Annotated in this window: 19 protein-coding genes; 18 read left to right on the forward strand and 1 reads right to left on the reverse strand. The window is 61.4% G+C overall.

Annotation, left to right across the window (positions count from 1 at the left end; genetic code table 11):
- Positions 1–51 precede the first annotated feature (51 nt).
- The 5 genes from tsaD to QTL94_RS13795 are packed head-to-tail and all read left to right on the forward strand — an operon-like array spanning position 52 to position 3,519.
- Entirely contained in the window at positions 52–1,146 is a 1,095-nt protein-coding gene (gene tsaD / locus QTL94_RS13775; protein WP_289802246.1) for a tRNA (adenosine(37)-N6)-threonylcarbamoyltransferase complex transferase subunit TsaD, read from the forward strand.
- Positions 1,143–2,126 carry an NAD(P)H-dependent glycerol-3-phosphate dehydrogenase gene (locus tag QTL94_RS13780; protein WP_289802247.1) on the forward strand — a complete coding sequence of 328 codons (984 nt, stop codon included), beginning with the start codon at positions 1,143–1,145 and terminating at the stop codon, positions 2,124–2,126. The genes tsaD and QTL94_RS13780 overlap by 4 nt, the downstream gene beginning before the upstream one ends.
- 10 nt (positions 2,127–2,136) lie before the next feature.
- Positions 2,137–2,430, forward strand: a complete 294-nt coding sequence (locus QTL94_RS13785) for a YciI-like protein (RefSeq protein WP_289802248.1) — start codon at positions 2,137–2,139, stop codon at positions 2,428–2,430.
- A gap of 2 nt (positions 2,431–2,432) precedes the next feature.
- Positions 2,433–2,864 carry an EVE domain-containing protein gene (locus QTL94_RS13790; RefSeq protein ID WP_289802249.1) on the forward strand — a complete coding sequence of 144 codons (432 nt, stop codon included), beginning with the start codon at positions 2,433–2,435 and terminating at the stop codon, positions 2,862–2,864.
- 7 nt (positions 2,865–2,871) lie between these two features.
- Positions 2,872–3,519: a class I SAM-dependent methyltransferase gene (locus QTL94_RS13795; RefSeq protein WP_289802250.1), complete on the forward strand. Its 648-nt coding sequence runs from the start codon at positions 2,872–2,874 to the stop codon at positions 3,517–3,519.
- Between the two features lie 4 nt (positions 3,520–3,523).
- On the opposite strand, the gene QTL94_RS13800 is transcribed toward QTL94_RS13795, so the two are convergent.
- Positions 3,524–4,030, reverse strand: coding sequence for a hypothetical protein (locus tag QTL94_RS13800; RefSeq protein WP_289802251.1), 507 nt, complete (start codon positions 4,028–4,030; stop codon positions 3,524–3,526).
- Between the two features lie 313 nt (positions 4,031–4,343).
- Between QTL94_RS13800 and sdhC the strand changes: the two genes are divergently transcribed.
- The 13 genes from sdhC (at position 4,344) to QTL94_RS13865 (ending at position 18,926) form a co-directional block, all read left to right on the forward strand.
- Positions 4,344–4,739 carry a succinate dehydrogenase, cytochrome b556 subunit gene (sdhC, locus tag QTL94_RS13805; protein ID WP_113521343.1) on the forward strand — a complete coding sequence of 132 codons (396 nt, stop codon included), beginning with the start codon at positions 4,344–4,346 and terminating at the stop codon, positions 4,737–4,739.
- An 11-nt stretch (positions 4,740–4,750) separates the two neighbouring features.
- Entirely contained in the window at positions 4,751–5,131 is a 381-nt protein-coding gene (gene sdhD, locus QTL94_RS13810) for a succinate dehydrogenase, hydrophobic membrane anchor protein (protein ID WP_289802252.1), read from the forward strand.
- Between the two features lie 7 nt (positions 5,132–5,138).
- A complete protein-coding gene (sdhA, locus tag QTL94_RS13815) occupies positions 5,139–6,980 on the forward strand; it encodes a succinate dehydrogenase flavoprotein subunit (protein WP_065694472.1) in 1,842 nt (613 codons plus the stop codon).
- A gap of 12 nt (positions 6,981–6,992) precedes the next feature.
- Positions 6,993–7,772 carry a succinate dehydrogenase iron-sulfur subunit gene (locus tag QTL94_RS13820; protein ID WP_065694471.1) on the forward strand — a complete coding sequence of 260 codons (780 nt, stop codon included), beginning with the start codon at positions 6,993–6,995 and terminating at the stop codon, positions 7,770–7,772.
- Between the two features lie 221 nt (positions 7,773–7,993).
- Complete coding sequence (locus tag QTL94_RS13825; RefSeq protein WP_065694600.1) at positions 7,994–8,506, forward strand: protease inhibitor Inh/omp19 family protein; 513 nt, start codon at positions 7,994–7,996, stop codon at positions 8,504–8,506.
- 47 nt (positions 8,507–8,553) lie between these two features.
- Positions 8,554–9,717, forward strand: a complete 1,164-nt coding sequence (gene zapE / locus QTL94_RS13830) for a cell division protein ZapE (RefSeq protein ID WP_289802253.1) — start codon at positions 8,554–8,556, stop codon at positions 9,715–9,717.
- Positions 9,718–9,895: 178 nt separating this feature from the next.
- Positions 9,896–10,858: a malate dehydrogenase gene (gene mdh, locus QTL94_RS13835; protein ID WP_037181990.1), complete on the forward strand. Its 963-nt coding sequence runs from the start codon at positions 9,896–9,898 to the stop codon at positions 10,856–10,858.
- A gap of 40 nt (positions 10,859–10,898) precedes the next feature.
- On the forward strand, positions 10,899–12,092 hold the full coding sequence (gene sucC / locus QTL94_RS13840; RefSeq protein ID WP_289802254.1) for an ADP-forming succinate--CoA ligase subunit beta: 1,194 nt from the start codon (positions 10,899–10,901) through the stop codon (positions 12,090–12,092).
- Between the two features lie 16 nt (positions 12,093–12,108).
- Positions 12,109–13,011 (forward strand): succinate--CoA ligase subunit alpha, encoded by a 903-nt coding sequence (gene sucD, locus QTL94_RS13845; protein ID WP_018902319.1) that lies wholly within the window; start codon positions 12,109–12,111, stop codon positions 13,009–13,011.
- Positions 13,012–13,170: 159 nt separating this feature from the next.
- Positions 13,171–16,155 (forward strand): 2-oxoglutarate dehydrogenase E1 component, encoded by a 2,985-nt coding sequence (locus QTL94_RS13850; protein ID WP_113521577.1) that lies wholly within the window; start codon positions 13,171–13,173, stop codon positions 16,153–16,155.
- A 115-nt stretch (positions 16,156–16,270) separates the two neighbouring features.
- On the forward strand, positions 16,271–17,515 hold the full coding sequence (odhB, locus tag QTL94_RS13855) for a 2-oxoglutarate dehydrogenase complex dihydrolipoyllysine-residue succinyltransferase (RefSeq protein WP_065694467.1): 1,245 nt from the start codon (positions 16,271–16,273) through the stop codon (positions 17,513–17,515).
- 218 nt (positions 17,516–17,733) lie between these two features.
- Complete coding sequence (locus tag QTL94_RS13860) at positions 17,734–18,177, forward strand: hypothetical protein (RefSeq protein ID WP_289802351.1); 444 nt, start codon at positions 17,734–17,736, stop codon at positions 18,175–18,177.
- Entirely contained in the window at positions 18,174–18,926 is a 753-nt protein-coding gene (locus QTL94_RS13865; protein WP_289802255.1) for an SDR family oxidoreductase, read from the forward strand. The genes QTL94_RS13860 and QTL94_RS13865 overlap by 4 nt, the downstream gene beginning before the upstream one ends.
- The last annotated feature ends 24 nt before the right edge of the window (positions 18,927–18,950 follow it).

Here is an 18,950-nt window from a genome sequence, read left to right on the forward strand (position 1 = left end):
GAGTTTCTCGTAAACAGGTTTCAGACCCATCGCAATCAACGATCAGGCTTCATGGCTCCCTTTCTACGCATCCTCGGCATCGAAACAAGCTGCGACGAAACCGCCGCTGCCGTAGTCGAGCGAGCTGCTGACGGGGTGCCGACCGTCCGCTCCGACGTGGTGTTGAGCCAGCTGGAAGAGCATAGCGCTTATGGCGGCGTCGTGCCCGAAATCGCTGCACGCGCTCACGTCGAAGCGCTCGATAGCCTGATCGACGAGGCATTGAAACGCGCCAATGTGTCGCTCTCCGATATCGATGCGATTGCGGCAACTTCAGGTCCCGGCTTGATCGGCGGGCTGCTGGTCGGCCTGATGACCGGCAAGGCGATCGCGAAGGCATCGGGCAAACCGCTCTATGCGGTCAATCATCTCGAGGGCCATGCGCTGACGGCGCGGCTCACGGATGGCCTGTGCTTTCCCTATCTGATGCTGCTGGTGTCTGGTGGTCACACCCAGCTTATTCTCGTGCGCGGCGTCGGCGACTACGAGCGCTGGGGCACGACGATTGACGATGCGCTCGGCGAAGCGTTCGACAAGACGGCGAAGCTGTTGAGCCTGCCCTATCCGGGCGGACCGGCGGTGGAACGCGCTGCAAAGCAGGGCGATCCGAAGCGATTTGTCTTCCCGCGGCCGCTGGTCGGCGAGGCGAAGCTGAATTTTTCCTTCTCGGGCCTGAAGACTGCCGTACGGCAAGCGGCGACGGAAATCGCACCGCTGAACGATCAGGATGTGGCCGATATCTGCGCGTCTTTCCAGGACGCCGTATCGCGGACCCTCAAGGATCGCATCGGCCGCGGCCTCGAGCGCTTCAAGGCACTATTTCCCGATGTCGCCGACCCGGCTCTTGTCGTTGCAGGTGGTGTTGCGGCCAATCGGGAAATCCGCAGTACGCTGCAGGCACTGTGCGACAAAAACGGTTTTCGGTTCGTCGCGCCGCCGTTGCATCTGTGCACTGATAATGCGGTGATGATCGCCTGGGCCGGGCTGGAGCGCATGGCAACGGGTGTCGAGCCTGACGATCTCGATGTGCAGCCGCGGTCGCGCTGGCCGCTCGATGCGAGCGCCGAGACATTGCTTGGCTTCGGCAAGCGAGGAGCGAAGGCATGAGCGAGAAAATTGCCGTCATCGGCGCCGGCGCCTTCGGTACGGCTCTGGCTGCGGTCATCGCGCTGGCGGGACGGCATTCCGTGACGCTCGTCGGGCGCGATCCGCAGCTCATGGCGGATCTGAGCGCCGAGCACCTTCACGATGCCGTGCTGCCGGGGATCGAATTGCCGGATGCCCTGGAATTTTCCGCTGAAGCCAGCGCGATCAGCGATGCCGGCATCGTGCTTTTCGCAATGCCCTCGCAGGCGCAGGCGGATGCCGCGCGGCAATACGAACCTTACCTGGCTAAGGACGCTATCGTCGTGACCTGTGCCAAGGGGATCGAGAAGGCGACTGGCAATCTGTTGACCGACATGCTGGAGCGCGTCTTGCCCGGGCACCGGATCGCCGTGCTGTCGGGGCCGGGTTTTGCTGCCGATATCGCCAGTGGGCTGCCGACGGCCATGGTAATCGCCGCCGAGAATCGCGAGATCGCCGAGCGGCTGGCGCAGGCGATTTCAGGCAGGACCTTTCGCCTCTATCCGTCGTCGGATCGGATCGGTGTACAGCTTGGCGGCGCGCTCAAGAACGTGCTGGCGATTGCCTGCGGCATCGTCGAGGGTGCCGGCCTAGGTGACTCGGCGCGTGCCGCGCTGATCGCTCGCGGGCTGGCGGAGATGTCACGCTTTGTTGTCGCCAAGGGCGGGCAGTCCGATTCCGTGCCTGGCCTCTCGGGCCTGGGCGATCTGGTTTTGACCGCCACAAGCCATCAATCGCGCAACCTGCGCTTCGGCATTGCGCTCGGGCGCGGCGAGACTCGTGATCCCGCGCATGGTGAACTTGTCGAAGGCGCCTTTGCGGCGGCGGTGGTTTCCAGGATGGCAAAATCGCTCGGCATTGATATGCCGATCACCGACGCAGTGTCCGCCATTATCGATGGCAAGCTCGGCATCGCCGAGGCCATCGACCAGTTGATGACGCGGCCGATCACGACCGAATAGGAGAACTGACATGCTTTTCGCTTTTGTTTGCAAGGACAAGCCGGGCCACCTGAACGTTCGCATGGACACACGGCCTGCTCATGTCGAGCATCTCAACGCGCTGAATGCAGCCGGCACGCTGAAGATGGCAGGCCCGTTTCTCGATTCCGACGGCAAGCCTTCCGGTAGCCTGGTGATCGTGGAAGCCGAGACGATCGAAGCCGCAAGGGCGATTGCGGATTCGGATCCCTACGCAAAGGCCGGCTTGTTCGAAAGCGTCGAGGTTCAGGCATTCAACTGGGTCTTCAACAAGCCGGAGGCATGACGGTGGCGCACTGGCTCTACAAATCCGAACCGGCCGCATGGTCCTGGGAGCAGCAGAAGGCTGCGGGCGAGAAAGGCACCGAATGGACCGGCGTTCGCAACTATCTTGCCCGCAACAACATGCGGGCAATGCAGATCGGTGACAAGGGTTTCTTCTATCATTCCAATGACGGGCTCGAGATCGTCGGCATCGTCGAGGTCTGCGCGCTGTCGCATCCCGACTCGACCGCCAAGGGCGATCCGAAGTGGGATTGTGTCGACATCCGCGCGGTCCGCGATATGCCGAAGCCGGTCACGCTCAAGGACGTGAAGGCGAACGAGAAGCTGTCGAAGATGTCGCTGGTAACGTCGATGCGGCTTTCCGTGCAGCCCGTCACCGACGAGGAATGGCTTGAGGTTTGCCGCATGGGCGGTCTCGACAACCCGCCGCGGTGATCAGCCATTGAAGACCAACCCCGCGATCTTCATTCGTGGCAATACGAGCCCGATGGCGCCGCCGCATGTGCCGGAGATCCGGTTGCATCTGGCGACCGAGGCTCACGAGCTATGGCTGAAGACGGAGGAGGAGCTGGCGGAAATCGGCCTGCCGCCACCGTTCTGGGCCTTTGCCTGGGCCGGTGGGCAGGGGCTGGCACGCTATGTGCTCGATCATCCTTCGATCGTCAGCGGCAAGAGGGTGGTGGATTTCGCCAGCGGCTCCGGACTGGTGGCGATTGCGGCGAAGATGGCTGGCGCTGACAAGGTGCTTGCCGCCGATATCGATCCGTGGACAGCGACCGCAGTGGCGTTGAACGCGGAACTCAATAACGTCGAGGTCGATTTTACGAATGCCGACCTCATCGGCAGCGCGATCGAAGCGGATGTGCTGCTGGCTGGCGACGTCTTCTACGATCGTGATTTTGCGGAAGCGCTTGTGCCATGGTTCGAGCGGCTGGCGTCAGACTGCGTCAGTGTAGTCGTTGGCGATCCCGGTCGTGCCTATCTGCCCAAAAATCGGCTGGAGGCCTGCGCCGTTTACGAGGTGCCGGTGACGCGCGCGCTCGAAGACAGCGAAGTCAAGAAGACCACCGTCTGGCGTTTCACGCGTTGAGATTTCACGGCCGGATGACGCAGACGCCCGCTTCGTAAGAGCAACCGCTGCTCTTGGCCGTGACGTTAATCACCTTCGCCACGGGGGCAAGCGCCACCGTGGGCTGGTAGCGGTAGAAACTGCCGCTGCTGCCGCCGACATAGGTGCCGCCATTTGCGTCATAGACAAAAGACGAACCGGCATAAGTGTCAGCGGCTCCCCCTGCCTGCGCGCCCTGGACGACGATAACGACGTTGTTGCGCGCAAAATTGGTCGAGGGCGAGTCGAAGCGTTTCAACAGCCGATTGCGAAAATGGCGGCGGTCGAAGCCGTCGTGCCCGTCGGCGAAGTGTCGGCCTGTGAAGCCAGCGGGAACGCTTCTCCAGCCGCCGTGCTGTCCGACGAGAGAGGGGCCGTTACCAAACCCGTGATGGCGTGGAAATGCACGACCGCCGAAATCGCCCGCGGCCGCCGGCAGGGCAATGAGCGTCGCAATAGCGAGCGAAACAAGTTTCGATGACGTCTTCCACATCGCGCTGGTCTCCGGAAACCGAATGCTTAACAAAGCGTTAACGCGAAAATGCGCCAAAAGCGCCGGGTTGTCCACCAAACGTTGAAAAATCATGGGGCAAGGTGGGCAATCAGGGCGGATTTGGGCGCCAAACCAGCGGCGTCAAGACGCAAATCGATTAAATTCCCGCAGCGCCGCAATTATACTTGTCGTTAGGGGTTTCCGTGATTAAACGTCGCCATTGATGCAACGCACACATAGCTTTTTGTCAATCGTGTGATTGCTTGGATGCTTCCTGGATCCCAGGAGCGCAGAAAGACGCCGCGAGGTTCTGATGGCGAACGTGACAAATAATCGGCCCCTGTCGCCGCATTTGCAAATTTACAAACTAATCCCCACCATGGCTATGTCGATCATCCACCGCATTACCGGTGGCGCGCTCTATGTCGGCACGCTTCTGATCGCCTGGTGGCTGATCGCTGCGGCGACCGGACAAGCCTATTACGATTGGGTCAACTGGATCCTCGGCAGCTTCATCGGCAAGCTCGTGCTGCTCGGCTACACCTGGGCGCTGATCCATCACATGCTCGGCGGTTTCCGCCACTTCATGTGGGACCTCGGCTACGGCTTCGACAAGGCATTTTCGACCAAGCTCGCCAAGCTCAATATCATTGCCTCGCTCTGTCTGACCGTGCTGGTCTGGGTGATCGGCTTCGTCATTCGCTTCTGAAGGTTGCTCTCATGGATATGCGTACCCCTCTGGGTAAGGTTCGCGGCCTTGGTTCGGCCAAGGAAGGCACGGATCATTTCTGGCGCCAGCGCGTCACGGCGGTTGCCAACGTACCGCTCTTTCTCTTCTTCATCATTTTCATGATCGTTCATGCGGGCCAGCCTTATGCAGAGGTTGTTCACGAGCTGTCGAACCCGTTCGTCGCCGTGGTTATGGCTCTGATGGTCATTTCGGGCATCATTCATATGAAGCTCGGCATGCAGGTCATCATCGAGGACTACGTGCACGGCGAATTCGCCAAGCTCGGTCTTCTGATGCTCAACAGCTTCTTTTCGATACTGATGGCGGGGCTCTGTCTCTTCGCCATTCTGAAAATCGCATTCGTAGGATAACCGTATCATGGCACCGACTTCACCCGCTCAGAATGGGAAGGCCTACAAATACGTCGATCACTCGTATGACGTGATCGTCGTCGGCGCCGGCGGCGCGGGTCTCCGCGCCACGCTCGGCATGGCCGAGCAGGGCTTCAAGACCGCCTGCATCACCAAGGTATTCCCGACCCGCTCGCACACGGTTGCCGCACAGGGCGGCATCGCCGCCTCGCTGCGCAACATGACGCCGGACAGCTGGCAGTGGCACCTTTACGATACCGTCAAGGGCTCGGACTGGCTCGGCGACGTCGATGCCATGCAGTACCTGACCATGGAAGCGCCGAAGGCGGTTTATGAGCTCGAGCACTACGGCGTTCCCTTCTCGCGTAACGAAGAAGGCAAGATCTACCAACGTCCGTTCGGCGGCCACATGCAGAACTACGGCGAAGGCCCGCCGGTACAGCGCACCTGCGCCGTTGCCGACCGTACCGGTCACGCCATCCTGCACACGCTCTATGGCCAGTCGCTGCGCAACAACGCGGAATTCTTCATCGAGTACTTCGCGCTCGACCTGATCATGTCGGATGACGGCAGCCGCTGTACCGGTGTCGTCGCCTGGAATCTCGACGACGGCACGATCCATCGCTTCGCCGCCAAGATGGTGGTGCTGGCGACCGGCGGCTACGGCCGCGCCTATTTCTCGGCGACCTCGGCGCATACCTGCACCGGCGACGGCGGCGGCATGGTTGCCCGCGCCGGCCTGCCGCTCCAGGACATGGAGTTCGTGCAGTTCCACCCGACCGGCATCTACGGCTCCGGCTGTCTGATCACGGAAGGCGCGCGCGGCGAAGGCGGCTACCTCGTCAACTCCGAGGGTGAGCGCTTCATGGAACGCTATGCGCCTTCGGCCAAGGACCTTGCCTCGCGCGACGTCGTTTCGCGCTGCATGACGCTCGAGATCCGCGAAGGTCGCGGCGTCGGCAAGAACAAGGACCACATCTTCCTGCATCTCGACCACCTCGATCCGGCCGTTCTGCATGAGCGCCTGCCGGGGATTTCCGAGAGCGCCAAGATCTTCGCCGGTGTCGACGTGACGCGCGAGCCGATCCCGGTTCTGCCGACCGTCCACTACAACATGGGCGGCATTCCGACGAACTACTGGGGCGAAGTGCTGAACGCTGACAGCTCCAATCCTGAAAGAATCATTCCGGGCCTCATGGCGGTCGGCGAAGCCGGCTGCGCCTCGGTACACGGCGCCAACCGCCTCGGCTCGAACTCGCTGATCGACCTCGTGGTCTTCGGCCGCGCCGCCGCCATCCGCGCCGGTGAGGTTATTGATCGCGCGGCACCCGTTCCGCATCTTAACGTTGCTGCCTGTGACAAGATCATGGACCGCTTCGATGGTCTGCGTCACGCCAGCGGCGGTACGCCGACGGCCGTGCTGCGGGAGAAGATGCAGCGCGCCATGCAGGAAGACGCTGCCGTATTCCGTACGCAGGAATCGCTGGAGTCGGGCTGCAAGCGCATATCCGCCATCTGGCAGGAAATGCGTGACATCAAGGTCACCGATCGCTCGATGATCTGGAACTCCGACCTTGTCGAAACGCTCGAGCTGCAGAACCTGATGGCCAACGCCATCACGACGATCTACGGCGCCGAGGCCCGCAAGGAGAGCCGTGGTTCCCACGCCCGCGAAGACTACACGGAAGGCGCATTCGCCGGCCGCGACGACGTCAACTGGCGCAAGCACACGCTTGCCTGGGTCAACGACGCCGGCGACGTCAAGCTCGACTACCGCCCGGTTCACACCGAGCTCATCGCAGAGGGCATCGATCCCCAGAAGATCGCGCCCAAGGCTCGTGTCTACTAAGAGGAACTGGACATGGTAGAACTCGCTCTTCCCAAGAACTCCCAGATGCGCGAAGGCAAAGTGTGGCCGAAGCCCGCAGGGGCCACGAACACCCGCGAATTCCGCGTCTACCGCTGGAGCCCCGACGACGGCCAGAACCCGTCGATCGACACCTTCTACATCGATGTCGACAATTGCGGCCCGATGGTGCTCGACGGCCTGCTCTATATCAAGAACAACATCGACCCGACGCTGACACTGCGCCGTTCCTGTCGCGAAGGCATCTGCGGTTCGTGCGCGATGAACATTGACGGCACGAACACGCTCGCCTGCACCAAGGGTCTGGATGAGATCAAGGGTTCGGTAAAGATCTATCCTTTGCCGCATATGCCCGTCGTCAAGGATCTGGTTCCCGACCTCACCAACTTCTACGCCCAGCATCGCTCGATCGAGCCGTGGCTGAAGACGGTGTCGCCGACGCCAGCCAAGGAATGGAAGCAGAGCCACGAAGATCGCCAGAAGCTTGACGGTCTTTACGAGTGCATTCTCTGCGCCTGCTGCTCGACCTCCTGTCCGAGCTACTGGTGGAACGGCGACCGTTACCTCGGTCCGGCTGTCCTCCTGCAGGCCTATCGCTGGCTGATCGATTCTCGCGACGAAGCAACCGGCGAGCGCCTCGACAATCTCGAGGATCCCTTCCGCCTTTATCGCTGCCACACGATCATGAACTGCGCGCAGACTTGCCCGAAGGGCCTTAACCCGGCCAAGGCGATTGCGGAGATCAAGAAGATGATGGTCGAGCGTCGCGTCTGACGACTGAAAGCCAGGGCCGCGCTTGCGGCCCTTCTTTTTGACAGATCACCAAGGTTTGATTGTGCCGGACTGCGCCAAATTTGTCTCGGGATGGCGAACATGAGCCGATCCTGATGCAAAATCTCCTTGATCTGGCTTGATTCAATACGCCCTTTCAAGATAATTCCGCCGTGATTGCGCGGCAACTTCAGGGCAATACTGGAAAAATCAGGAGTATCATGATGCAGTTCAGACATGTGGCGACAGGTCTCGTAGTCATTCTGTCGTTAGCTGGCTGCCAGCGCACCGCATACAATGATGCAAGCTATAGTGCGGCTCCGGCGCCTTTGACGGCACAGCCGGTTCCGTCGGTTCAGGGCGGTCAGCTTCCGCCGCCGACAGGCTCGTCGCAGTTCCCGGCAGCGCCGACGGCGAACGCGCCGGTCGCGGGCGGCCAGCCGACGGCTGTGGCGTCGAACGCGATGGACGTCACCAAGGAATCGATGGTGGGCAGCTGGCGCGTCAACGGTTCGTGCGACATGTTCCTGACGCTTACCAATCTCGGCAGCGGATCGCGCGGCGGTACACGCGGCTGCGTCGGCGAGCTGACGGCGATGGGTTCCTGGGAAGTCTCCGGCAAGCAGGTTCTCCTGAAGGATCGCAGCGGAAACCAGATCGGCAGCGTCTACAAGACCGCCGACAATGCGTTCAGCGGCCAGACCAATACCGGGCAGCCGATCACTCTGAGCCGATAAGCGATCCGGCGGCTCGGGCCGCCGATCCTGCATAGGCGGACCCTTTTATGCAACCGATGCCAGACTACAGCTTGAGCGTCAGCGAGGAATTGAAATCGCTGACGGCCTCGGGTTCGCTTCAAACCGATTTAGCCCAAATGCAGGTGGCGAAGTGCCTCGACCGGGTGCTTTCGACGCTGAAACAGAAGCGTCCCGCCGCCAAGGCGAGCGCGCTCGGCTGGCTGTTTGCGGCCAAGAAGAAGCCGTCGGAAAAGGTCAAGGGCCTCTACATCTACGGCAGCGTCGGTCGCGGCAAGACGATGCTCATGGACATGTTCTTCGAGATGGCGCCCTGCACCAAGAAGCGCCGCGCGCATTTTCACGAGTTCATGGCAGATGTGCACAATCGCATCGCAGCTCACCGTCTGAAGCTGAAAAACGGCGAGACGAAGCAGGCTGATCCGATCCCGGTTGTCGCTGCAGCGCTGTATGGCGAGGCCGAGCTGTTGTGCTTCGACGAATTCACCGTCACCGATATCGCCGACGCGATGATCCTTTCGCGGCTGTTTTCAGAGCTGTTCCGGCGTGGTTGCGTTCTCGTTGCTACGTCGAACGTCGAGCCGAAGAACCTTTACATGGACGGTCTCAATCGCAGCCTGTTCCTGCCCTTCCTAGATTTGCTGGCGGCGCATGTCGATGTAGTTTCTCTCGACTCTCCGACGGACTACCGGATGGAGAAGGTAGACAGTCTTCCCGTCTACCTTACGCCGCTCGACGAGCGCGCCGATATGGCGATGGACGCCTCCTGGACCCAGGCGCTGCATGGTCGCAAGGCAAAGCCGCTGGAGCTTCCGATGAAGGGGCGCTCCATCCACGTGCCGCTTGCAGCCGACCGTCTCGCGCGCTTCTCCTTCGCGGATCTGTGTGAAAAGCCGCTGGGCGCCGCGGACTTCCTTGCTATTTCCGAGCGTTTTGATGCCATTTTTCTGGATCATGTTCCGCTGCTCGGACCCGACAAGCGGAATCAAATCAAACGTTTCATTATTCTAATAGACACGCTTTACGACCATGCTGTGCGGCTCTATGTTTCCGCGGCAGCAATGCCTGAGAATTTGTTGACACACGCGCGTGGTACAGAGGGCTTCGAGTTTGATCGTACGGTATCGCGCTTGTTTGAGATGCGCAGCGCTGAATATCTAGCCCTGCATCAGGAAAGACGGGCCGCCGAGTAACGTTTTGGTGACAATTTTTCTTACGTTTACGTAAGAATTTTATGTTCTAAACGATTGAAATTCCTGGGCCAAAAATAATCGTTTGCCATTTTTGGCCTTTGGGTCTATGCGATTTTTGCAATTGGGCGAGCCTCCCCCGCACCGCCCGACGAATTTTGGTCGCAAAGGAAACACCGAAATGGCGCGTAACAAAATCGCTCTCATTGGTTCTGGCATGATTGGTGGCACGCTGGCGCATCTCGCCGGCCTCAAGGAGCTGGGTGACATCGTTCTCTTCGATATCGCCGACGGCATCCCGCAGGGTAAGGGCCTCGACATCGCGCAGTCCTCGCCGGTTGAAGGCTTCGATGCCAACCTGACCGGCGCAAGCGACTACTCCGCAATTGAAGGCGCAGACGTCTGCATCGTCACCGCCGGCGTCGCCCGCAAGCCGGGCATGAGCCGCGACGACCTGCTTGGCATCAACCTCAAGGTCATGGAACAGGTCGGCGCCGGCATCAAGAAGTATGCCCCGAACGCCTTCGTGATCTGCATCACCAACCCGCTCGACGCCATGGTCTGGGCGCTGCAGAAGTTCTCCGGCCTCCCGGCCAACAAGGTCGTCGGCATGGCCGGCGTTCTGGACAGCTCGCGCTTCCGTCTGTTCCTCTCCAAGGAATTCAATGTTTCCGTACAGGACGTCACCGCATTCGTTCTCGGCGGCCACGGCGACACGATGGTGCCGCTCGCACGTTACTCCACCGTTGCCGGCATCCCGCTCACCGACCTCGTCACCATGGGTTGGGTCACCAAGGAGCGCCTCGAGGAAATCATCCAGCGCACCCGTGATGGCGGCGCCGAAATCGTTGGTCTGCTGAAGACCGGCTCGGCCTACTACGCACCGGCCGCCTCGGCGATCGAAATGGCTGAATCCTACCTCAAGGACAAGAAGCGCGTCCTGCCTTGCGCAGCGCAGCTCACCGGCCAGTACGGCGTCAAGGACATGTATGTCGGCGTTCCCACGGTCATCGGCGCCGGCGGCGTCGAGCGCATCATCGAGATCGATCTCAACAAGGCCGAAAGAGAAGCATTCGACAAGTCCGTCGGCGCTGTCGCCGGCCTGTGCGAAGCCTGCATCAACATCGCGCCGTCGCTGAAGTAAGCCGGCCGATCGCTGACGCAATCCAAACAGGAATAGATCCATGAACATTCATGAATATCAGGCCAAGGCTCTCCTGAAGGGCTATGGCGCGCCGGTCGCCAAGGGCGTGCCGATCCTCAAGGTCGAGGAAGCCGAAGCCGCTGCCAAGTCGCTGCCGGGCCCGCTCTACGTGGTCAAGAGCCAGATCCACGCTGGTGGCCGCGGCAAGGGCAAGTTCAAGGAACTTGGCCCCGACGCCAAGGGCGGCGTTCGCCTTGCCAAGTCGATCGACGAAGTCGTCGCTCACGCCAAGGAAATGCTCGGCAACACGCTGGTAACGGCGCAGACGGGCGAAGCCGGCAAGCAGGTCAACCGTCTCTATATCGAAGACGGTGCCGACATCGATCGCGAACTCTATTGCTCGCTGCTGGTCGACCGTTCGGTCGGTCAGCTTGCCTTCGTGGTTTCGACCGAAGGCGGCATGGATATCGAAGCTGTCGCCCACGACACGCCCGAGAAGATCCACACGATCGCCATCAACCCGGAAACGGGCGTGACGGCTGACGACGTCGCCAAGATTGTCAAGGCTCTGGAACTTTCCGGTGCTGCCGCTGAAGACGCCAAGTCGCTGTTCCCGGCGCTCTACAAGGCGTTCGGCGAAAAGGACATGGCGCTCCTCGAAGTCAACCCGCTGATCGTCATGAAGGACGGCCACCTGCGCGTTCTCGACGCCAAGATGTCCTTCGACGGCAACGCTCTGTTCCGCCATGACGACGTCAAGGCGCTGCGCGACGAGACCGAAGAAGACGCCAAGGAAATCGAAGCCTCGAAGTGGGACCTCGCCTACGTTGCCCTCGACGGCAACATCGGCTGCATGGTCAACGGCGCCGGTCTCGCCATGGCGACGATGGACATCATCAAGCTCTACGGCAAGGAGCCGGCAAACTTCTGCGACGTCGGCGGTGGCGCCGGCAAGGACAAGGTTGCTGCAGCCTTCAAGATCATCACGGCTGACCCGAAGGTCGAGGGTATCCTCGTCAACATCTTCGGCGGCATCATGAAGTGCGACGTCATCGCCGAAGGCGTTGTCGCAGCGGTTCAGGAAGTCGGTCTCAAGGTTCCGCTCGTCGTTCGCCTCGAAGGCACTAATGTCGAACTCGGCAAGAAGATCCTCAACGAATCCGGTCTCGCGATCACGGCAGCTGACGATCTCGACGATGCTGCCAAGAAGATCGTCGCGGCGATCAACGCCTAATTTGAGGACCTGATAGATGTCTATTCTCGTAAACAAGAATACCAAGGTTCTCGTTCAGGGCCTGACCGGCAAGACCGGTACTTTCCACACCGAACAGGCGCTCGCCTATTATGGCACGCAGATGGTCGGCGGTATCCACCCGAAGAAGGGTGGTGAAACCTGGACCGGCTCGAAGGGCGAAAGCCTGCCGATCTTCGCATCGGTTGCCGAAGCCAAGGAACGCACCGGTGCCGACGCTTCGGTCATCTACGTTCCGCCGGCTGGTGCCGCTGACGCGATCATCGAGGCGATCGACGCCGAGATCCCGTTCATCACCTGCATCACCGAGGGTATCCCGGTTATGGACATGGTTCGCGTCAAGGCTCGCCTCGACCGCTCCAAGTCGCGACTGCTCGGCCCCAACTGCCCGGGTATCCTGACACCGGAAGAATGCAAGATCGGCATCATGCCGGGCTCGATCTTCCGCAAGGGTTCGGTCGGTATCGTTTCGCGCTCCGGCACGCTGACCTACGAAGCCGTTTTCCAGACGTCGAACGAAGGCCTCGGCCAGACGACGGCTGTCGGCATCGGCGGCGACCCGGTCAAGGGCACCGAGTTCATCGACGTGCTCGAGATGTTCCTGGCCGACGAAGCCACGACCTCGATCATCATGATCGGCGAAATCGGCGGTTCGGCTGAAGAAGACGCGGCACAGTTCCTGATCGACGAAGCCAAGAAGGGCCGCAAGAAGCCGATGGCCGGCTTCATCGCTGGTCGTACCGCTCCGAAGGGCCGCACCATGGGCCACGCCGGCGCTGTCGTTTCCGGCGGCAAGGGCGATGCGGAATCCAAGATCGCTGCCATGGAAGCAGCCGGCATCAAGGTTTCGCCTTCGCCGGCACGCCTCGGCACGACGCTGGTTGAAGTCCTCAAGGGCTAATCCAATCTATACCCCGGGCAGGATGCGCTTTGCGTGCTGCCCGGTTCGAACCAAGACTGAGCCGCGGACAGGCGGCTGAACATGAAGATGCGGCAGCCGGTCGATGGGATCGGCAAATCACAAAGTCAGGAGGCGGGCGCAAACGTCCGCGTGGAACCCATGGCACGGCAAGAAGCCAACGAGCAGTTTCAGATCACCTCGTTCCTGGATGGCGCCAACGCTGCTTACATCGAGCAGCTCTATGCGCGCTATGAGGACGACCCGGCATCGGTCAACGAAGAATGGCGTGCCTTCTTCAAGGCGCTGGAAGACAATCCTGATGATGTGAAGCGGGCCGCCAAGGGCGCGTCCTGGCGCAAGAAGAACTGGCCGCTGCAGGCCAGCGGTGATCTCGTTTCGGCGCTCGATGGCGACTGGGGCGTGATCGAAAAGGTCGTCGAGACCAAGGTCAAGGCGAAGGCGGAAGCCGCCGGCAAGCCGACGGACGGTGCCGACATCCTGCAGGCGACCCGCGACAGCGTGCGCGCCATCATGATGATCCGTGCCTATCGCATGCGCGGCCACCTGCATGCCAAGCTCGATCCGCTCGGCATCGCTGCACCTGTTGAAGACTACAAGGAACTGTCGCCGGAAAACTACGGTTTCACCGCCGCTGACTACGACCGCAAGATCTTCATCGACAACGTGCTGGGTCTCGAATACGCGACCATCCCTGAGATGATCGAGATCCTCGAGCGCACCTACTGCTCGACGCTCGGCGTCGAGTTCATGCACATCTCGAACCCCGAGGAAAAGGCCTGGATCCAGGAACGGATCGAAGGTCCCGACAAGGGCGTGGCCTTCACCGTCGAGGGCAAGAAGGCAATCCTTGCCAAGATCATCGAAGCCGAGGGCTACGAGCAGTTCCTGGACGTCAAGTTCAAGGGCACGAAGCGTTTCGGCCTCGACGGTGGCGAGTCGCTGATCCCGGCACTTGAGCAGATCCTGAAGCGCGGCGGCAATCTCGGCCTCAAGGAAGCGGTTTTCGGTATGGCCCACCGCGGCCGCCTGAACGTGCTTTCCCAGGTCATGGGCAAGCCGCATCGCGCCATCTTCCACGAGTTCAAGGGCGGCTCCTACGCGCCTGACGAAGTCGAAGGTTCCGGTGACGTGAAGTACCATCTCGGCGCTTCCTCGGACCGCGAGTTCGACGGCAACAAGGTTCACGTGTCGCTGACGGCCAACCCGTCGCACCTTGAGATCGTTGACCCCGTCGTCATGGGCAAGGCGCGCGCCAAGCAGGACATGGGCGCCACCGTCTGGGACGGCGATACCATTCCGCTGTCGGAGCGCGCCAAGGTTCTGCCGCTCCTCATCCACGGCGACGCCGCTTTTGCCGGCCAAGGCGTGATTGCCGAAATTCTCGGTCTCTCCGGTCTGCGCGGTCACCGCGTTGCCGGCACGATGCACGTCATCATCAATAACCAGATCGGCTTCACCACGAACCCGGCCTTCTCGCGTTCGTCGCCCTATCCGTCCGACGTCGCCAAGATGATCGAAGCGCCGATCCTGCACGTCAACGGTGACGATCCGGAAGCTGTCGTCTACGGCGCCAAGATTGCCATGGAATTTCGCATGAAGTTCCACAAGCCTGTCGTCCTCGACATGTTCTGCTATCGCCGCTACGGCCACAACGAAGGCGACGAGCCGTCCTTCACGCAGCCGAAGATGTACAAGGTCATCCGTGCCCACAAGACTGTGCTGCAGCTCTACGCGGAACGCCTCGTTGGCGAAGGCGTGCTGAGCGAAGGCGAAGTCGAAAAGATGAAGGCCGACTGGCGTGCGCATCTCGAGCAGGAGTTCGAGGCCGGCCAGAGCTACAAGCCGAACAAGGCCGACTGGCTCGACGGCGAATGGGCTGGTCTGCGCACGGCCGACAATGCCGACGAGCAGCGTCGCGGCAAGACCGCCGTGCCGATGAAGCAACTGAAGGAAATCGGCCGCAAGCTGTCTGAGATCCCTGAAGGTTTCCATGCGCACCGCACGATCCAGCGCTTCATGGAAAATCGCGCCAACATGATCTCGACCGGCGAGGGCATCGACTGGGCAACGGCGGAAGCGCTGGCGTTCGGCGGGCTCGTCGTCGAAGGCCACAAGATCCGCCTCTCCGGCCAGGATTGCGAACGCGGCACCTTCTCGCAGCGTCACTCGGTTCTCTACGATCAGGAGACGGAAGAGCGCTATATCCCGCTTGCCAACCTGTCTCCGAGCCAGGCCCGCTACGAAGTCATCAACTCGATGCTTTCGGAAGAAGCTGTTCTCGGCTTCGAGTACGGTTATTCGCTGGCCCGTCCGAACGCGTTGACGCTCTGGGAAGCCCAGTTCGGCGACTTCGCCAACGGTGCGCAGGTCGTGTTCGACCAGTTCATCTCGTCGGGCGAACGCAAGTGGCTGCGCATGTCCGGTCTCGTCTGCTTGCTGCCGCATGGTTATGAAGGCCAGGGTCCGGAACACTCTTCCGCCCGCCTCGAGCGCTTCCTGCAGCTTTGTGCTGAAGACAACATGCAGGTCGCCAACGTCACGACGCCGGCGAACTACTTCCACATCCTGCGCCGCCAGGTGAAGCGCGACTTCCGCAAGCCGCTGATCCTGATGACGCCGAAGTCGCTGTTGCGCCACAAGCGCGCGGTATCGGGTCTGGCCGAAATGGCCGGCGAGTCCTCCTTCCATCGCCTCTTGTGGGACGATGCGGAGGTCATCAAGGACGGCCCAATCAAGCTGCAGAAGGACAACAAGATCCGTCGCGTCGTTATGTGCACCGGCAAGGTCTATTACGACCTTCTGGAAGAGCGCGAAAAGCGCGGCATCGACGACGTCTATCTGCTGCGTGTCGAACAGCTCTATCCGTTCCCGGCCAAGGCGCTTATCAACGAGCTCTCCCGCTTCCGCAACGCGGAAATGGTCTGGTGCCAGGAAGAGCCGAAAAACATGGGTGCGTGGTCGTTCATCGACCCGTATCTGGAATGGGTGCTTGCCCATATCGATGCGAAGTACCAGCGCGTTCGCTACACCGGACGTCCGGCCGCGGCATCGCCCGCAACCGGCCTGATGTCCAAGCATCTGGCACAGCTCGCCGCGTTCCTCGAGGACGCGCTCGGCGGCTAACGAGAATGAGATCGGGGAGGGAGCGCGCCGCGTTTCCTCTCCGCATAATTCATATCGGCCGTCTGCGCCGCGACGCCGTCCCATATCACAAAGATCAAAATTCAGGATTTGAACAATGGCCACAGAAATCCGCGTTCCAACTCTCGGTGAATCCGTCAGCGAGGCAACCGTCGGCACCTGGTTCAAGAAGGTCGGCGATGTCATCAAGGCCGACGAGCCGCTGGTGGAGCTTGAAACCGACAAGGTGACCATCGAAGTTCCGGCACCGGCTGCCGGCGTACTCTCCGAAATCGTCGCACAGGCCGGCGAAACCGTCGGTCTCGACGCGCTGCTCGGCCAGATCGCCGCTTCCGCAGGTGCAGCCGCCGCCGCTCCGGCCGCAGCGCCCGCCAAGGCTGCCGAGCCGGCTCCTGCCGCTGCTGCTCCGGTTGCTGCCGCTGCTTCGGCTTCCGCTACCGCTTCCTCGATGCCGCCGGCGCCGGCTGCTTCGAAGATGCTCGCTGAAAACAACCTCTCGGCCGATCAGGTCGATGGCTCCGGCAAGCGTGGCCAGGTTCTGAAGGGCGACGTGATCGCTGCCGTCGCCAAGGGCATCGCCGCTCCGGCAGCCCCTGCCGCTGCTCCGGTTGCCGCACGCGGCCCGTCGACGGTCGAGGATGCCGGTCGCGAAGAGCGCGTGAAGATGACGCGCCTGCGCCAGACGATCGCCAAGCGCCTCAAGGACGCCCAGAACACCGCCGCGATGCTCACCACCTACAACGAGGTGGACATGAGCGCCGTGATGGCGCTGCGCGCCAAGTACAAGGACGTGTTTGAAAAGAAGCACGGCGTGAAGCTCGGCTTCATGGGCTTCTTCACCAAGGCCGTCACCCACGCGCTGAAGGAACTGCCCGCCGTCAACGCCGAAATCGACGGCACCGACATCATCTACAAGAACTACTGCCACGTCGGCATGGCCGTCGGCACCGACAAGGGCCTCGTCGTTCCGATCATCCGCGATGCAGACCAGATGTCGATCGCCGAAATCGAAAAGGACCTCGGCCGTCTCGCCAAGGCTGCTCGTGACGGTTCGCTCTCGATGGCCGACATGCAGGGCGGCACCTTCACCATCACCAATGGCGGCGTCTACGGTTCGCTGATGTCCTCGCCGATCCTGAACGCGCCGCAGTCGGGCATTCTCGGCATGCACAAGATCCAGGATCGTCCCGTCGTCGTTGGGGGCCAGATCGTCATCCGCCCGATGATGTATCTCGCGCTCTCCTACGACCACCGTATTGTTGACGGCAAGGAAGCGGTTACCTTCCTCGTGCGCGTCAAGGAAAGCCTGGAAGATCCGGAACGCCTCGTTCTCGATCTCTAAGAGACCGACAGGGCCGCGCGAGCGGCCCTTTTCGCCTCAGCACCGGAACACCTGATGTCGCTGGAACCCGTCTACCCCTTCTGGAACACGATGTCCGCTCTCGCCCGTTCGATGGCGAAGGCGCCGATGTTCGGCATGCAGGTGAGGGCGTGATGATGCGCAAGCTCCGGGTTACGCTTTCGGCGACAATACTCGCCTTGCTTTGCTGCCAGCCGCTGATGGCGGCGGAGTGCAAGCAGGGTAGCGCAGTCTATACCGATCGCGATGGTGCGTACGAGTTGCGGTTCATGCCGCTCAATTCCAAAGCGGCGGCGGCGAGCAACCAGTTCAAGATCAAGGTGCTGAAGACATCGATGGTGCTCGACGGCTATGTCATGCCGTCGGAAGACCCGGATCGCTCAATCGGCATGGTGATGTTCAATTGCCCTGGTGGTGACGTGACTGGCGACGATCTCAATGCCTGCACGATCTGGCAGGGCATGGTCTATGGCATCGATGCCAAGGGCGAGATGAACAATCTGCAGCCGGAAGCGGGGCAGGCAGCCGACAAGATCGTGCTGCCCGGTATCGGTCCGGCTATCCGCGCCTCCTCGATCTGGGGCGAGGGCAAGGCATCGGTCGCGCCCTGGGATGTGCTCGACTTCAAGGAATGTGCGTCATGAGTGACCAACCCGTTCTTCTCGTGACCGGCGGCAGCCGTGGCATCGGGGCTGCGATCAGCCTGTTGGCGGCCGCCAAGGGCTGGCGCGTCGCGGTGAACTATGCCGCCAACAAGGCTGCGGCCGATGAGGTCGTGGCGAAGATCAAGGCCGGCGGCGGTGATGCCATCGCGATCAAGGGCGATGTCGGCGAGGCCTCCGATATCACGCAGATGTTCGAAGCCATCGACCGCCACTTCGGCCGGCTGGACGGACTTACCAACAATGCCGGCATCGTCGATGCGCCCTCTCGTATCGACGAGATGTCGGTCGCGCGTATCGAGCGGATGATGCGGATCAACATCACTGGCTCCATTCTCTGCGCGGCCGAGGCCGTGCGCCGCATGTCGACCAAACATGGCGGCAAGGGCGGGGCGATCGTCAATATCTCGTCGATGGCGGCGATCATCGGCTCGCCCTCGCAATATGTCGACTACGCCGCCTCCAAGGCCGCGATCGACACCTTCACCATCGGCCTTGCCCGCGAAGTGGCGACCGAGGGCGTGCGCGTCAACGCCGTGCGGCCAGGCGTCATCGACACCGAAATCCACGCTTCCGGCGGCCTGCCGGATCGGGCGCGCGACATGGCGCCGAGCATTCCGATGCAGCGCGCCGGAACGGCGGAAGAGATCGCCGACGCGGTGCTTTATCTGCTATCCCAGGACGCATCCTACGTCACCGGCGCGATCCTCAATGTAAGCGGCGGCCGATGATCGGGTTCATCATTTCAAGGGCGG

The sequence above is a fragment of the Rhizobium sp. S96 genome, from assembly GCF_030382195.1.
Lineage (GTDB): Bacteria > Pseudomonadota > Alphaproteobacteria > Rhizobiales > Rhizobiaceae > Rhizobium.

Bases quoted from the DNA above. Each gene is read 5' to 3' on its own strand.
- QTL94_RS13820 (WP_065694471.1), top strand. From the start codon at position 6,993: ATGGTAGAACTCGCTCTTCCCAAGAACTCCCAGATGCGCGAAGGCAAA.
- QTL94_RS13850 (WP_113521577.1), top strand. From the start codon at position 13,171: ATGGCACGGCAAGAAGCCAACGAGCAGTTTCAGATCACCTCGTTCCTG.
- sucC (WP_289802254.1), top strand. From the start codon at position 10,899: ATGAACATTCATGAATATCAGGCCAAGGCTCTCCTGAAGGGCTATGGC.
- QTL94_RS13780 (WP_289802247.1), top strand. From the start codon at position 1,143: ATGAGCGAGAAAATTGCCGTCATCGGCGCCGGCGCCTTCGGTACGGCT.
- QTL94_RS13785 (WP_289802248.1), top strand. From the start codon at position 2,137: ATGCTTTTCGCTTTTGTTTGCAAGGACAAGCCGGGCCACCTGAACGTT.
- tsaD (WP_289802246.1), top strand. From the start codon at position 52: ATGGCTCCCTTTCTACGCATCCTCGGCATCGAAACAAGCTGCGACGAA.
- sdhD (WP_289802252.1), top strand. From the start codon at position 4,751: ATGGATATGCGTACCCCTCTGGGTAAGGTTCGCGGCCTTGGTTCGGCC.
- mdh (WP_037181990.1), top strand. From the start codon at position 9,896: ATGGCGCGTAACAAAATCGCTCTCATTGGTTCTGGCATGATTGGTGGC.
- sdhA (WP_065694472.1), top strand. From the start codon at position 5,139: ATGGCACCGACTTCACCCGCTCAGAATGGGAAGGCCTACAAATACGTC.
- QTL94_RS13860 (WP_289802351.1), top strand. From the start codon at position 17,734: ATGGCGGCGGAGTGCAAGCAGGGTAGCGCAGTCTATACCGATCGCGAT.
- odhB (WP_065694467.1), top strand. From the start codon at position 16,271: ATGGCCACAGAAATCCGCGTTCCAACTCTCGGTGAATCCGTCAGCGAG.
- zapE (WP_289802253.1), top strand. From the start codon at position 8,554: ATGCAACCGATGCCAGACTACAGCTTGAGCGTCAGCGAGGAATTGAAA.
- QTL94_RS13800 (WP_289802251.1), bottom strand. From the start codon at position 4,030: ATGTGGAAGACGTCATCGAAACTTGTTTCGCTCGCTATTGCGACGCTC.
- QTL94_RS13865 (WP_289802255.1), top strand. From the start codon at position 18,174: ATGAGTGACCAACCCGTTCTTCTCGTGACCGGCGGCAGCCGTGGCATC.
- sdhC (WP_113521343.1), top strand. From the start codon at position 4,344: ATGGCGAACGTGACAAATAATCGGCCCCTGTCGCCGCATTTGCAAATT.
- sucD (WP_018902319.1), top strand. From the start codon at position 12,109: ATGTCTATTCTCGTAAACAAGAATACCAAGGTTCTCGTTCAGGGCCTG.
- QTL94_RS13825 (WP_065694600.1), top strand. From the start codon at position 7,994: ATGCAGTTCAGACATGTGGCGACAGGTCTCGTAGTCATTCTGTCGTTA.